The organism is Rhodococcus sp. 06-470-2 (assembly GCF_002258235.1).
Classification (GTDB): domain Bacteria; phylum Actinomycetota; class Actinomycetes; order Mycobacteriales; family Mycobacteriaceae; genus Rhodococcoides.
On sequence record NZ_NOYB01000049.1, the window covers coordinates 40,760 to 59,624 of the forward strand.

Annotated in this window: 15 protein-coding genes; 7 read left to right on the forward strand and 8 right to left on the reverse strand. The window is 64.8% G+C overall.

All coding sequences use genetic code 11. The features are described 5' to 3' along the window. Positions 1–167: 167 nt before the first annotated feature. On the forward strand, positions 168–2,909 hold the full coding sequence (gene polA / locus CH276_RS27810) for a DNA polymerase I (RefSeq protein WP_032394312.1): 2,742 nt from the start codon (positions 168–170) through the stop codon (positions 2,907–2,909). Between the two features lie 77 nt (positions 2,910–2,986). Here the strand turns inward: polA and trxA are convergent, their stop codons facing one another. The 3 genes from trxA to CH276_RS27825 form a co-directional block, all read right to left on the reverse strand. Continuing rightward, positions 2,987–3,358, reverse strand: coding sequence for a thioredoxin (trxA, locus tag CH276_RS27815; protein WP_032394311.1), 372 nt, complete (start codon positions 3,356–3,358; stop codon positions 2,987–2,989). Positions 3,359–3,445: 87 nt separating this feature from the next. Beyond that, positions 3,446–4,444, reverse strand: a complete 999-nt coding sequence (locus CH276_RS27820; RefSeq protein ID WP_094629259.1) for a helix-turn-helix domain-containing protein — start codon at positions 4,442–4,444, stop codon at positions 3,446–3,448. A 209-nt stretch (positions 4,445–4,653) separates the two neighbouring features. Further along, positions 4,654–5,160, reverse strand: coding sequence for a 2'-5' RNA ligase family protein (locus tag CH276_RS27825; protein ID WP_094629270.1), 507 nt, complete (start codon positions 5,158–5,160; stop codon positions 4,654–4,656). Between the two features lie 10 nt (positions 5,161–5,170). Here CH276_RS27825 and CH276_RS27830 point away from each other — a divergent pair, with 10 nt between their 5' ends. After that, positions 5,171–6,268 (forward strand): isocitrate/isopropylmalate dehydrogenase family protein, encoded by a 1,098-nt coding sequence (locus tag CH276_RS27830; protein WP_094629269.1) that lies wholly within the window; start codon positions 5,171–5,173, stop codon positions 6,266–6,268. A gap of 12 nt (positions 6,269–6,280) precedes the next feature. On the opposite strand, the gene CH276_RS27835 is transcribed toward CH276_RS27830, so the two are convergent. Beyond that, a complete protein-coding gene (locus CH276_RS27835) occupies positions 6,281–7,111 on the reverse strand; it encodes a class I SAM-dependent methyltransferase (protein WP_094629260.1) in 831 nt (276 codons plus the stop codon). A 215-nt stretch (positions 7,112–7,326) separates the two neighbouring features. Here CH276_RS27835 and rpsA point away from each other — a divergent pair, with 215 nt between their 5' ends. After that, positions 7,327–8,805: a 30S ribosomal protein S1 gene (rpsA, locus tag CH276_RS27840; protein WP_027497255.1), complete on the forward strand. Its 1,479-nt coding sequence runs from the start codon at positions 7,327–7,329 to the stop codon at positions 8,803–8,805. Between the two features lie 156 nt (positions 8,806–8,961). Here rpsA and CH276_RS27845 read toward each other — a convergent pair whose 3' ends face one another. Further along, positions 8,962–9,171, reverse strand: a complete 210-nt coding sequence (locus CH276_RS27845) for a hypothetical protein (RefSeq protein WP_032394307.1) — start codon at positions 9,169–9,171, stop codon at positions 8,962–8,964. A 129-nt stretch (positions 9,172–9,300) separates the two neighbouring features. Between CH276_RS27845 and coaE the strand changes: the two genes are divergently transcribed. Beyond that, the gene (gene coaE / locus CH276_RS27850) at positions 9,301–10,518 is read left to right on the forward strand and encodes a dephospho-CoA kinase (protein ID WP_094689140.1); all 1,218 of its coding nucleotides are present in this window, start codon (positions 9,301–9,303) and stop codon (positions 10,516–10,518) included. 45 nt (positions 10,519–10,563) lie between these two features. Here the strand turns inward: coaE and CH276_RS27855 are convergent, their stop codons facing one another. Then, on the reverse strand, positions 10,564–11,109 hold the full coding sequence (locus tag CH276_RS27855) for a DUF402 domain-containing protein (RefSeq protein ID WP_094629262.1): 546 nt from the start codon (positions 11,107–11,109) through the stop codon (positions 10,564–10,566). Between the two features lie 77 nt (positions 11,110–11,186). On the opposite strand from CH276_RS27855, the gene uvrB reads away from it, so the two are divergent. Then, entirely contained in the window at positions 11,187–13,349 is a 2,163-nt protein-coding gene (uvrB, locus tag CH276_RS27860; RefSeq protein ID WP_094629263.1) for an excinuclease ABC subunit UvrB, read from the forward strand. Between the two features lie 161 nt (positions 13,350–13,510). Then, positions 13,511–14,377 (forward strand): SCO6745 family protein, encoded by an 867-nt coding sequence (locus CH276_RS27865; RefSeq protein ID WP_032394303.1) that lies wholly within the window; start codon positions 13,511–13,513, stop codon positions 14,375–14,377. A gap of 6 nt (positions 14,378–14,383) precedes the next feature. On the opposite strand, the gene CH276_RS27870 is transcribed toward CH276_RS27865, so the two are convergent. Next, positions 14,384–15,241 carry an ABC transporter permease gene (locus CH276_RS27870; protein ID WP_032394302.1) on the reverse strand — a complete coding sequence of 286 codons (858 nt, stop codon included), beginning with the start codon at positions 15,239–15,241 and terminating at the stop codon, positions 14,384–14,386. Further along, positions 15,238–18,093, reverse strand: coding sequence for an alpha/beta fold hydrolase (locus CH276_RS27875; RefSeq protein ID WP_094629264.1), 2,856 nt, complete (start codon positions 18,091–18,093; stop codon positions 15,238–15,240). The genes CH276_RS27870 and CH276_RS27875 overlap by 4 nt, the downstream gene beginning before the upstream one ends. A gap of 182 nt (positions 18,094–18,275) precedes the next feature. Between CH276_RS27875 and CH276_RS27880 the strand changes: the two genes are divergently transcribed. Beyond that, positions 18,276–18,728, forward strand: a complete 453-nt coding sequence (locus CH276_RS27880) for a universal stress protein (RefSeq protein ID WP_032378962.1) — start codon at positions 18,276–18,278, stop codon at positions 18,726–18,728. Positions 18,729–18,865: the final 137 nt, after the last annotated feature.

Here is an 18,865-nt window from a genome sequence, read left to right on the forward strand (position 1 = left end):
GCAATTGTCGGACTCTATCCGCTGAAACGACGCAAAATCGGCGACTGAGATTTCCGGAAAGTATCGGTTGTGTTTCGCGGTGCGCGGCGTGCGCATCGAGTGCGATCGCGTCGTGGCGCGTGCATCCGGCTACGAGTTGTCGGACTGTCTCCCTAGACTGGTCAACCGTGAGCCCAGTAACGGAGAAAAGTGCAGCGCCCGCAGCCGAGACCGATGCGAAAGCGGGCGGAGAGCGGCCCACGTTGCTGCTCATCGACGGCCACTCGATGGCGTTCCGTGCCTTCTTCGCGTTGCCCGCGGACAACTTCAAGACCACGAGCGGTCAGTCCACCAATGCGGTGTACGGGTTCACCTCGATGTTGATCAACCTGCTGCGGGACGAGAAACCGACGCACATCGCGGCGGCGTTCGACGTCTCGCGGCAGACCTTTCGCGCCGAGCGGTACCCCGAGTACAAGGCCAACCGCAGCAAGACGCCCGACGAGTTCGCCGGTCAGGTCGACATCACCAAGGACGTACTCGGGGCCATGGGTATCCCGGTGATGGCCGAGGCGGGCTTCGAGGCCGACGACATCATCGCCACTCTGGTGACCCAGGCAGAGGCACTGGGGTACCGCGTTCTGGTGGTCACCGGCGATCGCGATGCGCTGCAGTTGGTGACGGACAACGTCACGGTGTTGTATCCGCGCAAGGGCGTGTCGGATCTGACTCGGTTCACCCCCGCCGAGGTCGCCACCAAGTACGGTTTGACGCCATCGCAGTACCCGGACTTCGCGGCCCTGCGCGGAGACCCGAGCGACAACCTCCCCGGCATTCCCGGGGTCGGCGAGAAGACGGCGACCAAGTGGATCATCGAATACGGTTCCCTCACCGCTCTTGTCGACAACGTGGACAAGGTCAAGGGCAAAGTGGGAGATGCACTGCGGGCCAACCTGTCGAGTGTGGTGCTCAACCGCGAGCTCACCGAGATGGTCCGCGATGTGCCGTTGCCCTACACCCCCGATCAGCTCGAACTGGCTCCGTGGGATCGCGAGAAGATCCACGCCTTGTTCGACGACCTGGAGTTCCGCATTCTGCGGGACCGATTGTTCGAGACGCTCGCGTCGGTCGAACCCGAAGCAGAAGAAGGTTTCGACGTCCGCGGCGGCATTGTCGCGCCCGGCGATCTGGCCGCATGGCTGGGAGAACACGCGGCCGACGGCCGACGGAGCGGGCTGTCCATCCTCGGCCCGCGTCGGCCTTTCGACAGCGACGCGACGTCGGTGGCGATCGCTGCGGCCGACGGGGAAGGCGCGTTCGTCACGACGACCGCTCTGGACGAATCCGACGAGCAGGCACTTGCCGCCTGGCTCGCCGATCCGGCGCAGCCGAAGGCTCTGCACGAGGCCAAGTGGGCTCTGCATGCAGTTCGTGGCCGCGGCTGGACCCTCGGTGGGTTGACCACCGACACAGCCCTTGCGGCGTACCTGGTGCGGCCCGGGCAGCGGTCGTTCAACCTCGACGACCTGTCGTTGCGCTACCTCAAACGCGAACTCCGGGTGGAGGATGCGGGTGAAGGCCAGATGTCGTTGCTCGATGCCGAGGACACCGCCGATGCGGCGTTCGCGGAGGGCGAGATTCTCAAGGCGCGGGCCGTCATCGACCTGGCCGATGCGTTGGACGCCGAGCTCGCCGCCATCGAGTCGACCACCCTGCTCTCCGAGATGGAGCTGCCGCTGCTGACGGTGTTGGCCGATGTCGAGGCAACGGGTATCGCCGTGAACGGTGATCACCTCCGCGCATTGCAGTCCGGATTCGCTGCGCAGGTGGACGAGGCTGCGAACTCCGCCTACGGCGTGATCGACAAGCAGATCAACCTCGGGTCACCGAAGCAGTTGCAGGTGGTGCTGTTCGAGGAACTCGACATGCCCAAGACCAAGAAGACCAAGACCGGCTACACCACCGACGCCGATGCGCTGCAAGGGTTGTTCGAGAAGACCGAGCATCCGTTCCTGAAGTTCCTGCTCGATCATCGGGACGCGACGCGGATGAAGGTGACGGTCGACGGCCTGCTGAAATCCGTCGCCGACGACGGACGCATTCACACCACGTTCAATCAGACGGTCGCGGCAACCGGGCGACTGTCGTCCACCGAGCCGAACCTGCAGAACATTCCGGTGCGCAACGAGGCGGGACGCCACATCCGTGACGGCTTCGTCGTCGGGGCCGGATACGACACGCTTCTCACCGCCGACTACAGCCAGATCGAAATGCGCATCATGGCGCACGTCTCCGGCGACGAAGGGCTGATCGAGGCATTCAACACCGGCGAGGACCTGCACAGTTTCGTCGGTGCCAGGGCCTTCGGAGTGCCGATCGAGGAGGTCACGCCCGAACTGCGTCGCCGCGTCAAGGCCATGTCGTACGGACTGGCCTACGGATTGAGCGCCTTCGGTCTCGCCGCGCAGCTCAAGATCTCCACCGACGAGGCGAAGCAGCAGATGGAGGCGTACTTCGCGCGGTTCGGAGGCGTCCGTGACTACCTGCGCAACGCCGTCGAGGAAGCGCGCAAAGTGGGATACACCTCCACGCTGTACGGCAGGCGCCGCTACTTGCCCGACCTCAACAGCGACAATCGTCAGCGCCGCGAGGTCGCCGAGCGGGCCGCTCTCAATGCGCCCATCCAGGGCACCGCCGCAGACATCATCAAGGTCGCGATGATCGACGTGCACCGATCGCTGGCGGAGTCGACGCTGAAGTCGCGGATGCTCTTGCAGGTGCACGACGAATTGGTACTCGAAGTCGTCGACTCCGAGCGCGAGGAAGTCGAGGCACTGGTACGCGACAAGATGTCCTCGGCCATCGAACTGTCGGTGCCCCTGGAAGTCTCGGTCGGCACCGGTCGCAGCTGGGACGCCGCTGCACACTGATTCGACCCATGGCCAGGCGAAGGGCCGCTCACCGAATTCGGTGAGCGGCCCTTCGCTCGATGTACGGCTGGGACGAACTACTCCGCCGCGGGAGCCTGCTCGGCGATCTGCTGGCGTACGACGTCCATGTCGAGTGCCTTGATCTGACCGACAAGGTCTTCCAGCGCCGGTGCAGGCAGTGCGCCGGGCTGTGCGTAGACGAGAATTCCTTCGCGGAACGCCATGATCGTCGGGATCGACTGGATCTGCGCTGCCGCAGCAAGACCCTGCTCGGCCTCGGTGTCGACCTTGGCGTGCACGACGTCGGGGTGCGCGTCCGACGACTTCTCGAAGGTGGGTGCGAACTGGCGGCACGGTCCGCACCAGGACGCCCAGAAATCGACCAACACCACGTCGTTGCTCGTCACGATCTCGTCGAAATTCTGCTGGGTCAAAGTCTGAGTGGCCACGCGGTCCCTTTCGTTTGATTGCGCTTCTGCTGTGTCTCAACGCAGGTACTCGCCGGAATCATCCCGACTGTGTAGGAGCGCGGCGGGTCAGGCTGGTTGGTAGGCAGCGCGGAACGTGCGGCGGTAGGAGTTCGGTGTGGTGCATCGCAACCGCACGAAGTGCTGCCGCAGAGCCGCGGCATTTCCGAAGCCGACCACCTCGGCGATCGAATCCATCGGAAGATCGGAGTTCTCCAACAGTTGCTGCGCTGCCAGTACTCGCTGGTCGTTGAGCCAGCGCGCCGGCGTCGTTCCGGTTTCGGCCGCGAACCTGCGGGCGAAGGTTCGCGCAGACATGTTCACCCGCGCCGCCAGTCGACCGATGGTGAGCTCGGAGTCGAGATTCTCGGTCATCCAATCCAGCAGCGGAGCCAGTGTCTCGGTGCGAGTGGCGGGCAGCGGACTGGTGACGAATTGAGCCTGCCCGCCGTCGCGATGCGGAGGAACGACCATCCGGCGGGCGATCCCGTTGGCCACGACGCTGCCCTGGTACTTGCGCACGATGTGCAGGCACAGGTCGATGCCGGCTGCCGTGCCTGCGCTGGTGAGCACGTTGCCGGCATCCACGTAGAGGACGTTCGGATCCACCTGTGCCAGGGGATATTTCGCGGCCAGCGAGTCGGAGTGCCGCCAATGCGTCGTGCAGGGTCTGCCGTCGAGAAGACCCGCTTTGCCGAGTACGAAGGCACCGTTGCACAGGCTCGCGACCATCGCCCCTCGTTCCACCGCCGCGCGCAGTTTGGCCAGCAGGGGTTCGATGGACGCGTCGTATTCGGTGCCGCACACGAAGCTGCCGTCGACCGCCGCCTCGGTGCCTCCCGCCGGAATGATGATCAGATCGGCGGTGTCGAGGCTGTCGAGATCGTGTGGCACGTCGATGGTGTAGCCGACGCGGGTGTGGATCGGTTGTGGGACACCTGCGATCAGGGAGAAGTCGTAGGTGGGCAGTCCTTCGTCCGAGCGATCGAATCCGAACACCTCGCAGGCGACGCCCAGCTCGAACTGTTCTGTCAACGGCATCAGCGCGACGACCACTCGTTTCAGCATGCACAGAAGTATGGCAGAAAGTCGTCGATATATGGCGTTACTGCCACTCGTGCACCGTCTCCGCAGGTTGGAAGCTAGCGACATGACAATTGTATTGGTAGTTGTGCTGCTGTTCCTGGCCCTCGACGCCCTCGTGGTCGCAGGTGTCGCTCCCGATACCCACGCGGAGGTGACTCAGTTCGGCGATTACCGGTTCTAGGGTGCGTGGATCAGCCGATTCGCCACTCCCGCTTGGCCTCGCCGTCCCATCGGCGCAGCGCGACCGCAGATCCGACCAGATCGTCGACGTCTACCGAGAGCAGGCGCACCGCCGCTCCTGCCTCCTCGGGCGTCAACCGTCGGGCCACCGTGACATGCGGTGTCCATCGGCCGGGGTCGAGGTGATCGAGCGAACGTTCGCCCACGGCCTCGTGCAGCCGGGCGTGCAGATCGAGCAACTCGCTCGACGGAACCACCAGTCTCGCCAGGGTGATCGATCGACCACCGAACACAACGAGTCCTCCGAGACGCACATCGAACGGATCGAAGCGGACCGCGTCGCCATCGTCCACCGCGGCCGGCATCGACGACGCCACCGCGACGGTGACATGCGGGCGGTTCGACTCACCGCGGTGGCTGTTCTGGCTCGGGAGGCCGGCGTCGGACAGCGCCGCCCACTCGCGGCGCACCGATGCGTCGAGGCCGGCGTCGAGGAGAAGTTCTGCGGACTGCACCATGGAGGCCATGATGTCTCAGACGGACGGTCCCCATGCAACGACGCTACGGATCGGAGCCATGACCGGCGACGGCATCGGCCACGAGATCGTTCCCGCAACGATTCGGGTGGTCGACGCGGCCCTCGCAGCCGCCGGTGGACCGGCCGTCGACTGGGTGCACCTGCCGCTGGGGCTCGGTGCCATCGACGAGCACGGAACGCCGATACCCGACAGCACGTTGGAAGAACTGTCCGCACTCGAATGCTGGATTCTGGGACCACACGACAGCGCGTCGTATCCGGAACCGTTTCGATCGCAGTTGACCCCGGGCGGACGAATTCGCAAGAACTTCGACCTGTTCGCCAACATCCGGCCGGCGAAGGCACTGCCCGGCGTACGGGCGGTGTCCCCGCGGATGGATCTGGTGGTCGTGCGGGAGAACACCGAGGGGTTCTACGCCGATCGCAACATGTTCGTCGGCAGCGGGGAGTTCATGCCCACTCCCGATGTGGCTCTCGCGGTCGGAGTGTTCACCCGCGCGGCCTGCGAACGCATTGCACGCGAAGCGTTCTCGTTGGCCGAGCGACGCAATCGACAACTGACGATCGTGCACAAGACCAACGTGCTATCGATGACGACGGGGTTGTTCCGCGATGCGTGCCGCGCAGTGGGAGAACAGTTTCCGCACGTCGAGGTCACCGAGGAGCACGTCGACGCCCTTGCCGCGCACCTGGTTCGACGGGGCGAGGACTACGACGTCATCGTGGCCGAGAACATGTTCGGCGACATTCTCTCGGATCTGACGGGTGAGCTGTCCGGGTCGCTGGGCACCGCGCCGTCGATCAACTCCTCGGAAACCCAGGCGATGGCGCAGGCCTCGCACGGATCGGCCCCGGACATCGCGGGCAAGAACCGAGCCAATCCGACCGCGCTCTTCCTGTCGGCCGCGATGCTGCTCGAATGGCTTGCCCCGCGGCATCGGGACGAACGGTTGGCCGCAGCCGCCGGCAGGATCCGACACGCCGTCGACGCCACGGTCGAATCCGGGGTCGCGACAGCCGACCTCGGTGGACAGGCGTCGACCAGTGCCTTCACCGAGGCCGTCGAGGCCCGGGTGCATCGGCGTTGAGCAGTGCGGTGTCTATCGGAGTGGTTTGCGGCTGCTGAAGATCGCGGTGCCGGGAAAGAGTTGCCCGCGCAATGGGCTCCACTGACCCCACTCGCGGTCGAGCCACTCCGGCCAGTCGGGTTCGACGATGTCGCGTACCTCGAGGCCTGCGGCGACCAGTTCGCGCACCCGATCGCCGATCGTGCGGTGATGCTCGACGTAGTTGGGGGTTCCGTCCGCGTCGTACTCGACGTACGGGGTTCGGTCGAAGTACGGAATCGTCGCGGTCAGCCCGGCCACGCCGGGATCGTCGGGGAACACCCAACGCATCGGATGATTGACGGCGAACACCCAGATGCCACCCGGTCGAAGAACCCGCGCCACTTCCTTCATCACATTGGCGGAGTCCGCGACGAACGGCACCGCACCGAATGCCGAGCAGACGATGTCGAAGCGCTCGTCGGCGAACGGCAAGGACTCGGCACTGGCCTGCACCAGCGGAACCGTCGAGCCGCCCGCGGCCATGGCATCGACGCCGCGCTGCAACATGCCCATCGAGATGTCGAGACCGATCGCGCGCGCACCCTGTGTCCCGAGCCAGCGGGCGCACGGTGCGCTTCCGCAGCCCACCTCGAGCACGTCCTTGCCCACGACGTCGCCCAGCAGATGCACGTCGCCCTCGTGTAGTCCCTCCGGGCACCAGACGAACTCTCCGGATTCGGTCGTCACCCCCAGGAACGCGCCATGGGTACGGTGGTAGGCCTCGGCGTCGGAATCCCACCAGAGGCGACTCGCGCGGTCGCTCGTGACCGAGTCGATTCGGCCGCGGCCGGGAGTGGACGACGGTGGGGAAAGATCGGTCACACGCCGACTCTAACCGGGTTTGTGCTGGTACTGCGGCATCGCGTACCCTGTTCAACGCGAGTGTGTTCATGCTGCGTCCAGGTCGGGTCCGCCCGGCGTCGGCGCATGCGGATCCGGCAACGGTTCCGCCGAATGTGCTCGTGTTGCACACGTTTCACCAAGTCCGACCGAACATCCATCAACCGATACCCAACCCGTCCGGAGCAACTCAACACATGCCCTCAACCACAACCTCACCGCAGGTAGCCGTCAACGATATCGGCTCCGCAGAGGATTTTCTCGCCGCCATCGACGCCACGATCAAGTACTTCAACGATGGTGACATCGTCGAGGGCACCATCGTCAAGGTCGATCGTGACGAGGTTCTACTCGACATCGGTTACAAGACCGAAGGCGTCATCCCCTCCCGCGAGCTCTCCATCAAGCACGACGTCGACCCCAACGAGGTCGTCTCCGTGGGAGATGAGATCGAAGCACTCGTCCTCACCAAGGAGGACAAGGAAGGCCGTCTGATCCTGTCCAAGAAGCGAGCTCAGTACGAGCGCGCTTGGGGCACGATCGAGGAGCTCAAGGAGAAGGACGAGGCCGTCAAGGGCACCGTCATCGAGGTCGTCAAGGGTGGACTCATCCTCGACATCGGTCTTCGTGGCTTCCTCCCCGCTTCGCTCGTCGAGATGCGTCGCGTCCGCGACCTCCAGCCGTACGTCGGCAAGGAGATCGAGGCCAAGATCATCGAGCTCGACAAGAACCGCAACAACGTGGTCCTGTCGCGCCGCGCATGGCTCGAGCAGACCCAGTCCGAGGTCCGCAGCGAGTTCCTGCACCAGCTCCAGAAGGGCCAGGTCCGTAAGGGCGTCGTGTCCTCCATCGTCAACTTCGGTGCCTTCGTGGACCTGGGTGGCGTCGACGGACTCGTGCACGTCTCCGAGCTGTCCTGGAAGCACATCGATCACCCGTCCGAGGTTGTCGAGGTCGGCACCGAGGTCACCGTCGAGGTTCTCGACGTCGACCTGGACCGCGAGCGTGTTTCCCTGTCGCTCAAGGCAACTCAGGAAGATCCGTGGCGCCAGTTCGCTCGCACCCACGCGATCGGCCAGATCGTGCCCGGCAAGGTCACCAAGCTGGTTCCCTTCGGTGCATTCGTGCGAGTCGAAGAGGGCATCGAGGGCCTCGTGCACATCTCCGAGCTGGCCGAGCGCCACGTGGAGGTTCCGGACCAGGTCGTGGGTGTCGGCGACGACGCACTCGTCAAGGTCATCGACATCGATCTCGAGCGTCGCCGGATTTCGTTGAGCCTCAAGCAGGCCAACGAGGACTACGCAGAAGAGTTCGATCCGTCCAAGTACGGCATGGCCGACTCGTACGACGAGGGTGGCAACTACATCTTCCCCGAAGGCTTCGACTCCGAGACCAACGAATGGCTCGAAGGTTACGAGAAGCAGCGTGAAGAGTGGGAAGGTCGCTACGCCGAGGCAGAGCGTCGCCACAAGATGCACACCGCTCAGATGGAGAAGACGGCCAAGGACGAAGCTGCCGAAGCCGCCAACACCAACTACTCCTCCGAGTCGGGTCAGGCTCCCGCCGATGCAGAAGGCGACGCTCCCGCAGCGTCGGCTCCGGCCTCGACCGGTGGGTCGCTGGCCAGCGATGCGCAGCTCGCTGCACTTCGCGAGAAGCTGTCGGGCAACGCCTGATAGATGTGGTCCACCCGTGAGGGTGTGACGCCGAGCCCCGGTTCTCTCCACGAGAACCGGGGCTTTCTCGTTCGAATCGGGTGATCGAAAACTCTGCGGAAACGACGATGGACCCGGTTCGGATGAACCGGGCCCATGGTGGAGGGGGAGTGCGAACTACGCGGCGGTGGCTGGACTCCACTGGCCGACGCTCTCCGTGCGCTTGCGCATGGTCGCGAAGCTGTGGCGGGCGGGGGTCAGGAGGTTGGTGAACCAGTTGCGCCGATGGTCGGCCAACGCCGAGGCTACTTCCGGGATCAGAATGCAATGAACGCCTGCATCCATGCCAAGGCGGTGCCGACCCGGTTGGATCTGATTGCTTCGCATGGTTGTCCTTTTCAATAGCTGTGGGTCGGCACATCGAGGTCGCGCTCGTCGAAGATAACCGACGGATCTGTGAAACCGGTGCATTTGAGGCTGGTGTGCTTCGGCGTGTTCGAGTGTCAGACTGGGTGCATGCTGAGACTGGGACTGACCGGTGGAATAGGTGCCGGAAAATCGACCGTTGCGAAGGTGCTGACCGAACTCGGGGGAGTGCTCGTCGACTCCGACGTGCTTGCCCGTGAAGTCGTGGAGCCGGGAACACCTGGGCTGCAACAACTGACCGATACCTTCGGAACCGACATTCTCGCACCCGATGGCTCGCTCGACCGTCCGGCATTGGCGGCCAAGGCATTCGGCGACGAGGAATCCCGCAAGAAGCTCAACGCCATCGTTCACCCGTTGGTCGGTGCGCGTACTGCCGAGATCATCGACGGAGCAGCGTCGGATGCCGTAGTGGTGCAGGACATTCCGCTCCTCGTCGAAGGATCGATGGGCCCGTTCTTTCACCTCGTGGTCATCGTGTGGGTCGACGCCGAGGAACGGGTGCGTCGTCTGACGGGACAGCGAGGCATGCCCGAGGCCGACGCCCGGGCGCGGATCGCAGCGCAGGCAACCGATGATGCGCGCCGAGCCGCGGCCGACGTGTGGATCGACAACACCGGTGCGCCGGGAAGCGTCGACGACGACGTCCGAGCCCTGTGGAACGACCGACTGATTCCCTTCGAGCGCAACATCAGGGAGGGGGTCATCGCGCGTGTTCATCCGGAACAGGTGACGGCCGACCCCGCGTGGGAATTGCAGGCCCGACGGATCGTCTCGCGCCTGGCTCTTGCCTGTTCCGACAAGGCGGTCCGTATCGATCACATCGGATCCACCGCAGTGCCCGGCCTCGACGCCAAGGACGTCATAGACATCCAGATCACCGTGCGCGGGCTCGACGACGCCGATTCCGTAGCCGAACAGTTGCGCGTGGCAGGGTTCCCGCGGCGAGAGGACGCCGACTTCGACCATCCCAAGCCCGCGTACGGAATCGGCGGCGAAGCCGATCCGGCCGTGTGGTCCAAGCGTTTTCACGGCAGTGCAGACCCCGGCCGACCGGCGAACGTCCACATCCGGGTGGACGGCTGGCCCAATCAGAGGTTCGCCCTGCTGTTCCGGGACTGGTTGCGGGCGGACGACAGCATCAGGACCGAGTATTCCGGAATCAAGCGACGCGCCTCCGAGGCCGCTGCCGGAATCACGGACTTCGCATCGGCGATCGAGGCCTACGAGAACGCAAAAGCACCGTGGTTCGATGTGGCATACCGCCGGGCATGGCAGTGGGCGGAGGAGACGAACTGGTCTGCGTGAATCGGGTCGGGTTGATCCTGGACCCTGAGAACCCTGGTCGGTGGATCAGGACGGTTTACCGTTCCACTCGGTCGGCATTCCGACGGACGCGAGCCACGCGTTCAGGTCGTAATGGTGTCGCGTCAGACCTTCGATGGCCGTGATCGATCTGGCCAGTGCCAGCTCGGCCGTCGGGGTGTCGACGTGTTGCGCCACCCGAGCGTCGAACAACTCGTCGACGTCGAGCAGGTCGTAATCGCGGCCGGTACGGACACTGAGGTCGAGATAGTGGTCGACGGATGTCCATCGGGTGGTGCCGGCGGTGTACTCGCCGATGTCGACGTAGTAGTCCTGATCGCGGGCGTGTGCAGGCAGGTAGTGGAACACCGAGGCTCGGAGCCCGAGCGCGGGCAGCAACCAGGACTCCAGGTAGTCGAAATGGGCGTGATCCGACGGGCGGGCCATGTACAGCCCCCACGGCTCGACGCGGTATTCGTCGACGACACGGACGAACCCCTTGGGATCCACGTTCGTCTTGGCGACGAGGTCGAACGTCTCGTGCTTGGGGGCATGAACGACGGCGTGCGCACCGGCTGACGTGTGAGCGACCATGCCTGTAGAAGCTACCGGGAACCAGCGTGTGGGTCTGTCCGACGGAACTTGTCGGTGGTCGCGTCTACGCTTGTGAAATGGCGTTTGCATCCGAACATCCCGTTGTCGCGCACTCCGAACACCGTCCGGTGGGCGCAATCGAGCGTACCGGACCGGCGTTCGAGGTCGTCAGCGAACACATACCGGCAGGCGATCAGCCGACCGCCATCGCCGAGCTCGAACGGCGGATCAAGGCGGACGAGAAGGACGTCGTCCTGCTCGGTGCCACCGGTACCGGCAAATCGGCCACCACCGCCTGGCTCATCGAGAAGCTGCAGCGCCCGACCCTGGTGATGGCACCGAACAAGACGCTGGCGGCGCAATTGGCGAACGAACTGCGAGACATGTTGCCCAACAACGCAGTCGAGTACTTCGTCTCGTACTACGACTACTACCAGCCCGAGGCGTACATCGCGCAGACCGACACCTACATCGAGAAGGACTCGTCCATCAACGACGATGTCGAACGTCTGCGGCACTCGGCGACGGCATCGCTGCTCTCGCGCCGAGACGTGGTCGTGGTGGCGTCGGTGTCGTGCATCTACGGTCTCGGCACCCCGCAGTCGTACGTCGATCGGTCGATCGAGCTGGAGGTCAACGTCGAAGTACAGCGTGACGCGCTGCTCCGGCTGCTGGTGGACGTGCAGTACACCCGCAACGACATGGCCTTCACCCGCGGATCGTTCCGGGTCCGCGGCGATACCGTCGAGATCATTCCGTCCTACGAGGAACTCGCGATTCGCATCGAGTTCTTCGGCGACGAGATCGAAGCGCTGTACTACCTGCATCCGCTCACCGGCGACATCGTTCGGCAGGTGGATTCGGTGCGCATCTTCCCGGCCACGCACTACGTTGCCGGTCCGGAGCGAATGGAACGAGCCGTCAAGGACATCGAAGCCGAACTCGAAGATCGGCTCGCCGAGCTGGAGAGCAAAGGAAAACTGCTCGAGGCTCAGCGGCTGCGGATGCGGACGCAATACGACCTGGAGATGATCAAGCAGGTCGGGTTCTGCTCTGGTATCGAGAACTACTCGCGGCACATCGACGGCCGTGGTGCAGGCACCGCGCCCGCGACGCTGATCGACTACTTTCCCGAGGACTTCCTACTGGTCATCGACGAGTCCCACGTGACGGTGCCGCAGATCGGAGCCATGTACGAGGGCGATATGTCGCGCAAGCGCAATCTCGTCGACTTCGGGTTCCGCTTGCCGTCCGCGACCGACAACCGACCGTTGACATGGGAGGAGTTCACCCAGCGCATCGGTCAGACGGTCTACCTCTCGGCAACTCCGGGAAAGTACGAGCTGGGCCAGACCGGGGGAGAGTTCGTCGAGCAGGTGATTCGTCCCACCGGACTCGTCGACCCCAAGGTCGTCATCAAACCGACCAAGGGGCAGATCGACGACCTGGTCCATCAGATCCGGGAACGCGCGGAGAAGGACGAGCGTGTGCTGGTGACCACGCTGACCAAGAAGATGTCGGAGGATCTGACCGACTACTTGCTCGAGCTGGGCATTCGTGTCCGCTACCTGCACTCCGACATCGACACGCTGCGCCGCGTCGAACTGCTCCGGCAACTCAGGTTGGGCGAGTACGACGTACTGGTGGGCATCAACCTGCTCCGTGAGGGACTCGACCTACCCGAAGTCTCGTTGGTGGCAATTCTCGACGCCGACAAGGAAGGCTTCCTTCGCAGCGGCACCAGTCTCATTCAGACCATCGGCCGTGCCGCGCGAAACGTCTCCGGTGAAGTCCACATGTACGCCGACAAGATGACCGATTCGATGACCTACGCCATCGAGGAAACCGAGCGTCGACGCGAGAAGCAGATCGCGTACAACAAGGAGCGAGGCGTCGATCCGCAGCCGCTGCGCAAGAAGATCGCCGACATTCTCGACCAGGTGTACCAGGAGGCCGAGGACACCGAGTCCGTCGTCGAGGTCGGTGGATCCGGTCGCAACGCCAGCCGCGGACGGCGAGCACAGGGCGAGGCGGGTAGGTCGGTCAGCACCGGTGTGTACGAGGGTCAGGACGTGTCGTCGATGCCCCGCGCCGAGCTGGCCGATCTGATCAAGAACATGACCGATCAGATGATGAACGCGGCACGTGAGCTCAAGTTCGAGCTCGCCGGCCGGCTGCGCGACGAGATCCAGGATCTGAAGAAGGAGCTCCGAGGCATGGACGCGGCCGGCCTCAAGTAGGTCGGGCGGGTGGCGCGAGTGGAGCCAGCGGAATGAGCCAGGGGGGCGCGAGTGGAGCCAGCGGAATGAGCCAGGGGGGCGCGAGTGGAGCCAGCGGAATGAGCCAGTGACGCGAGTGGAGCCTGCGGAGTGGTTCGAGATGGTTCGGTTACGGTTCAGTGATGGACGCAACCACCGCCGGCCGCACCTCTCGCGCGCTCGAATTGATCCACTCGATGACCTATTTCCTTCCGGAGACGCAGGATGCTCTGGTTGCAACCGGGTTGGCGCCGCGGGCCTGCTATTTCGCGGGTCGAGCTGCACCACTGGGGCGCGTCGGCGCGGGCGTCGTGACCGCCACGTTCTACAACTTCAATCGGGAGCTTGTGGCACCGCTCATCCCGGCGGCCTGGGACGTCACGTCACCCGACGAGATCATGGCCATCCGTTACGCCACTCTCGATGCCGCCTTCGGTCGACTGCTGGGCCCCGAGGTTCTCGAATCCGCGGACATGGCCGAGGCCGCGGACCTGGCATCGATCGCGGCCCGGGGGATTCCCGGTGACGACGGTCGACCCCTGTACGCGGCGTATGCAGAGCTCGACTGGCCGACAGCACCGCATCTGGTGCTCTGGCACGCACTGACACTGATCCGCGAATACCGCGGCGACGGGCATATCGCAGCGCTGCAGACCGCGGGTCTGAGCGGTTTGGAAGCGTTGATCACCCATACCGCCACCGGATACGGCTTCGAGAAGGAGTTCGCCCGCAAGCGTCGAGGGTGGTCGACCGAGCAGTGGGACGCGGCGGTCGCGTCTCTGGCCGATCGAGAGCTGCTCTCGTCCGACGGTGCACTGACCCAGGACGGCAAGGATCTCCGAACGTTGGTCGAGGACATCACCAACGACCTCGCTGTTGCGCCCTGGGCCGCCCTCGGCGAGGACGGTGCTGCTCGGCTGGTCTCGATCGCGACGCCGTGGCGCGAGTCGATCGTCGGCCAGGGCGTCATTCCCGCCGGCGTCTTCGGGCCCGCGCTCACGAAGAAGTGATCCGCCTCAGCTGGTGATGTCCTTGGTGCCGAAACGTCGCCACGCGATCAACCCGAACACTGCCGCGTACGTGATGGCGGAGAACGATCCGACCACCATGTCGTTCCAGTCGATGCTCGTTCCGAAAGCGTCGATCCACGAGTTCGCGTAGTGCCCGGGAAGGTAGTTGCGGAGCGATCCCAGCGCCGTGATCTGATCGAGGATCTGCATCAGAATCGACGTCATCACGGCACCACCGACGGCCCCGAGCGGGGCGTCGGTGAGTACCGACAGCAGCATCGCCAGGCCGGCCACCCACAGCAGGTTGATGCCGATGTACGCGACTGCGATCAGCAGCCGCACCAGCGAGGTGCCGTAGGGCAGTCCCTCACCCAGCGGGGTGATGAGTGATTCGGCTCCGTAGAGCACGGTTCCGATCAACAGCGACACCCCGACGAGCACGGCGATAGCCACGCCGGACAGCGTCGCCGACACCAGAGCCTTCTGCGTCAGCAGTCGACTCCTGGGCACGGGAATGGCCAGCAGGTACCGCAGACTCGACCACGACGCTTCGCTTGCCACCGAGTCGCCGAAGAACAGGGCCACCACCACGATCAGCAGAAATCCGACCGACATGAACAGAGCGAAGACCGTGAAGTTCATACCGCCGCGAGTGCCGAGCTCGATGAGCCCGTCGGCATCGGAGTCCGCATTCGAGCTGCCGACGGTGAAGGCGATGGCCAGGATCACCGGAAGCAGGGCCAGAAAGCCGATGGCCAGCTGAGTGCGGCGACGTCCCAGTTGCCTGCGCAACTCGGTACGGAACGGCAAGGTGCTGCCGCCGGTGTACCCGGCAGCGCGCCCGTCTGCGTGTGTGGTGCTCATGCGCGATCCTTGCTGGTGTCGGACCCTGGGTTGTCTCGGTGGACGAGGTCGAGGAAGACGTCTTCGAGGCGCGTCGACTGCGAGAATCCGCGCACCGAGACCCCCGAGGTGACGAGTTCTCTGATGACGACTGCGGCATCCGCATCGGTCAGGTCGACGGTCACAGTGCCGTCGTCGACGATCACCGCGCCGTCGTGACCTGAGGCGTCGAGCACCGACTGCGCGCGGGTGGCATCGTCGACCCTGATCTCCGTCTGTCCGCCGGCCGCGGTCAGTTCGCGGACGGTACCGGAACTGATCACCGATCCGCGATTCATGACGACCACGTGGGTGCAGGTCTGCTCCACCTCGGCGAGCAGATGGCTCGACACCAACACGGTTCGACCGGTTTTCGCGTAGTTGATCAGCACATCGCGCATCGTCCTGATCTGTGGTGGGTCGAGTCCGTTGGTCGGTTCGTCGAGGACCATCAGATCCGGCAGCCCCAACATGGCCTGGGCGATCGCGAGCCGCTGCCGCATACCTTGGCTGTAGGACTTGACCTTGCGTTCGATCGCGGTGCCGAGGTCGGCGATCTCGAGGGCTTCCTCGAGGTGAGCGTCCTCGATCGGGCGACCTGTCGCTTCCCAGTACAGCCGCAGATTCTGTGTTCCGGTCAGGTGCGGCAAGAAGCCGGATCCCTCGACGAAGGAGCCCAACCGGGACAGCACCGGGGCTCCGGGGGTCACCTTGTGGCCGAAGACTCGAATGTCGCCGCCGGTGGGCGTGATCAGGCCCATCAGCATGCGCAGGGTGGTGGTCTTTCCTGCGCCGTTCGGCCCGAGGAGACCCAGAACCTGGCCCTGCTTCACCTCGAAGCTGACGCCGTCGACGGCGCGGAAGCCGTTGGAATACGTTTTGGCCAGATCGGTGATCACCAGGGGAGTGTCGATGAGGTCCTCGTCCACTTCGGCGACTGCGCGACGTCTGGTTCGCACGATTCCGGCGACGATCGCACCGGCGACCGCCAGCAGGACGATTCCGATGCCGACGAGTGGTGCCACCGGAACGGTGCTGTCGGCGCTGGCCTCGGCGGGGACGGTGGGCAACGCGATGGTGTCGTCGGTCATGGCCACACTGAACTGCGCCGGCTCGAGTGGAACGGCGTAGGCCTGATCTGTGGTGGAGATGCTCAGTTCGAGGCGATGACCTTGTTGCACGGTGTAGCTGATGCCAGGAAGCGCAACCGTGACGTCGACGGGATCGATGCCCTCGGTAACGGGCAGTCGGATCGCCGAGACCGCCCCGCCCGGAAGCGTTCTCGTGCCGTTCGGCGCAACGTCGTAGAGCTTCGCGAACAGAACGGCTTGATCGGGTGACGCCAGCGACGCCACGCGCAGGTTCACCCGCGGGGCACCGGTGATCGTCACGGACGACTCGACGGGATCGCTGGTGAACGTTGCCGACTGGCCCGGCAGGTCCGCGGTCAGGGCTGCTCCGGCCCCGGTCGATCCGAGGGTCGAGAGCACCGAGCCCAAACCGGGTACCGACGAGATCGCCGACGGCGATGCTCCGGGTGGACGAATGATCGACTGGTTCTCGGCGGTGGGAGTGAACGTCACCGATCGGGTTTGCGTGGGATCGGACGCGGGGGTCAGTCCCGGGTAAGCAGGAGCCGTCATTCGGCGGTCACGATCGCCGCCGCGCTCGTCGGCTGCCCGCTGAGTGGAGTAGACGAACGGCTCGGCGTCGGTGCCGGTGGGGGCCTCGGTGCCCCGCAATGTCGTGTCGAAGAAGTCGGCGATGGCTCGATCGCTCGTGCCGTCGGTTCCGCCTGCATCGTGGCCACCGTCGAACCATCGCACGGTGACGTTCCCACCGGCTGCGGCGATCTGACGTGCCGTCGCGTCGGCCTGGTCGAGACCGAACAGTGTGTCCTGGGTGCCCTGAACCAGCAGCGTCGGTGCCGTGATGTTCGACGCCACCGCGACCGGCGAGTGAGCCGTCAGCAGATCGAGCAACTGCTGGCTGGGGATTCCGGTCACGGCGGATTCGGTGTAGGCGTCGCAGAATTCGGGTGCGAATCGTCCGCAGGCCGAGGTGCCCTCGGAGGTGCCGGAATCGGTGCTGTCGTCGCCGTTTCCGCCGGGTGGTGCACTCGCTGCGCCCACTCCGAAGAACACTCCGGCCCAGCCGCGCTTGAGGACGCCGGGTCCGCCGTACTCGGCAGCTGCGGGAGTGGCGATGTCGCCGAGGGCTTCTCGGCCTTCGACCGAGGTGACGCCGTAATTGGGAAACAGGGCCTGACCCAGGTCGTTCCAGGTGATCGCTGCGGCTATCGAATCGATCCGGGGGTCGGTGCCGCCTGCGCTCAGTGCCAGTGCGCCGCCGTAGGATCCGCCGGCGACTCCGACGTGCGGGTCACCGGGAGCGTCCAGTTCCACCTCCGGTTGTTCGGCGAGCCAGTCGATGAGTCCGCGTGCGTCGGCGACCTCGCGATCGGGGTCGTTGAGCGAGATCGAACCCGTGCTGTCGCCGAACCCGCGTGCACTGTAGGCGAGCACCGTGTACCCGCGAGCAGCGAGATCACGTGCCTCCCCGTCGACCGAGTCCTTGCTGCCGCCGAAGCCGTGGGCGAGCAGCACCGTCGGCGCGGGAGTGACGGAGGGTACGTAGAGACGAGCGTCGATGTCGACGGTGCCCGTCGACCCGGGGTCGTCCGGTAGCGTGATGCGCGCTTCACGCGTGGATGTGTCGGCGCTCGAATCCTGGGGGAGGAAGACGAATGCGAGGGCGACCAGCGCCAGAACCGCAATCACGGCGGCACCGACAGTCATGGCCCGTCTCGACAGTGGCGGGCGGGGAATCGGCATGGAAACCAATGTATGTGAGTGGCGCGGATCGTGTTGTTCCCCAAGTTCACGTGCCGATCGGCCGGTTCCGGCTAATGTCAGCGAATCAGTCCCCGGACCACGTCTTTCGGTCCTGTGACTTGCACCAATCGAGTTCGACCAGAAGTGTCACATCTGTGTGTGACCGACAAATGGAGGAATGAATGAGCGCCTACCGCACCGTCGTCGTCGGGACCGATGGCTCCGAATCGTCACTGCGGGCAGTGGAGAAGGCCGCGGCTCTCGCGGGAGACGCCGATGCCACCCTGGTGATCGCTTGCGCGTACTACCCTGCCGATCCGAAGGACACGTCCGCTGCCGCCGACGCATTGCGCGAGGACGCCTATCAGATCACCGGATCGGCACCGACGCGTGAGATTCTGCGCACGGCGCGCGAGCACGCCACCAAGGCCGGTGCGAAGAACATCGAGGAGAAGGCGATCGTCGGTGCTCCCGTCGAGTCGCTGCTGGCACTCGTGGACGAGGTGAAGGGCGACCTGCTCGTCGTCGGCAACCGCGGCCTGAACTCGTTGACCGGCCGCCTGCTGGGCTCGGTTCCGTCGGACGCCGCGCGCAAGTCCACCTGCGATGTTCTGATCGTGCACACCGTCCGCTGATCTCACCCCGCACACACCAACGGCCCGCCCGTCGAATCGGCGGGTTCTAACGATCCCCGCAACACCCTCGATTTGAGGGAGTTGCGGGGATCGTGGCATGTGCTGGGTTGAAGGTGCGGTTTTTCGAGGCGTTGGAG

What these genes read in the sequence shown, in the direction of transcription:
- CH276_RS27820 (WP_094629259.1), bottom strand. Translation starts at nt 4,444, where the DNA reads ATGCTGAAACGAGTGGTCGTCGCGCTGATGCCGTTGACAGAACAGTTC.
- CH276_RS27825 (WP_094629270.1), bottom strand. Translation starts at nt 5,160, where the DNA reads ATGGTGCAGTCCGCAGAACTTCTCCTCGACGCCGGCCTCGACGCATCG.
- CH276_RS27830 (WP_094629269.1), top strand. Translation starts at nt 5,171, where the DNA reads ATGTCTCAGACGGACGGTCCCCATGCAACGACGCTACGGATCGGAGCC.
- rpsA (WP_027497255.1), top strand. Translation starts at nt 7,327, where the DNA reads ATGCCCTCAACCACAACCTCACCGCAGGTAGCCGTCAACGATATCGGC.
- CH276_RS27845 (WP_032394307.1), bottom strand. Translation starts at nt 9,171, where the DNA reads ATGCGAAGCAATCAGATCCAACCGGGTCGGCACCGCCTTGGCATGGAT.
- coaE (WP_094689140.1), top strand. Translation starts at nt 9,301, where the DNA reads ATGCTGAGACTGGGACTGACCGGTGGAATAGGTGCCGGAAAATCGACC.
- CH276_RS27855 (WP_094629262.1), bottom strand. Translation starts at nt 11,109, where the DNA reads ATGGTCGCTCACACGTCAGCCGGTGCGCACGCCGTCGTTCATGCCCCC.
- uvrB (WP_094629263.1), top strand. Translation starts at nt 11,187, where the DNA reads ATGGCGTTTGCATCCGAACATCCCGTTGTCGCGCACTCCGAACACCGT.
- CH276_RS27865 (WP_032394303.1), top strand. Translation starts at nt 13,511, where the DNA reads ATGGACGCAACCACCGCCGGCCGCACCTCTCGCGCGCTCGAATTGATC.
- CH276_RS27870 (WP_032394302.1), bottom strand. Translation starts at nt 15,241, where the DNA reads ATGAGCACCACACACGCAGACGGGCGCGCTGCCGGGTACACCGGCGGC.
- CH276_RS27875 (WP_094629264.1), bottom strand. Translation starts at nt 18,093, where the DNA reads ATGCCGATTCCCCGCCCGCCACTGTCGAGACGGGCCATGACTGTCGGT.
- CH276_RS27880 (WP_032378962.1), top strand. Translation starts at nt 18,276, where the DNA reads ATGAGCGCCTACCGCACCGTCGTCGTCGGGACCGATGGCTCCGAATCG.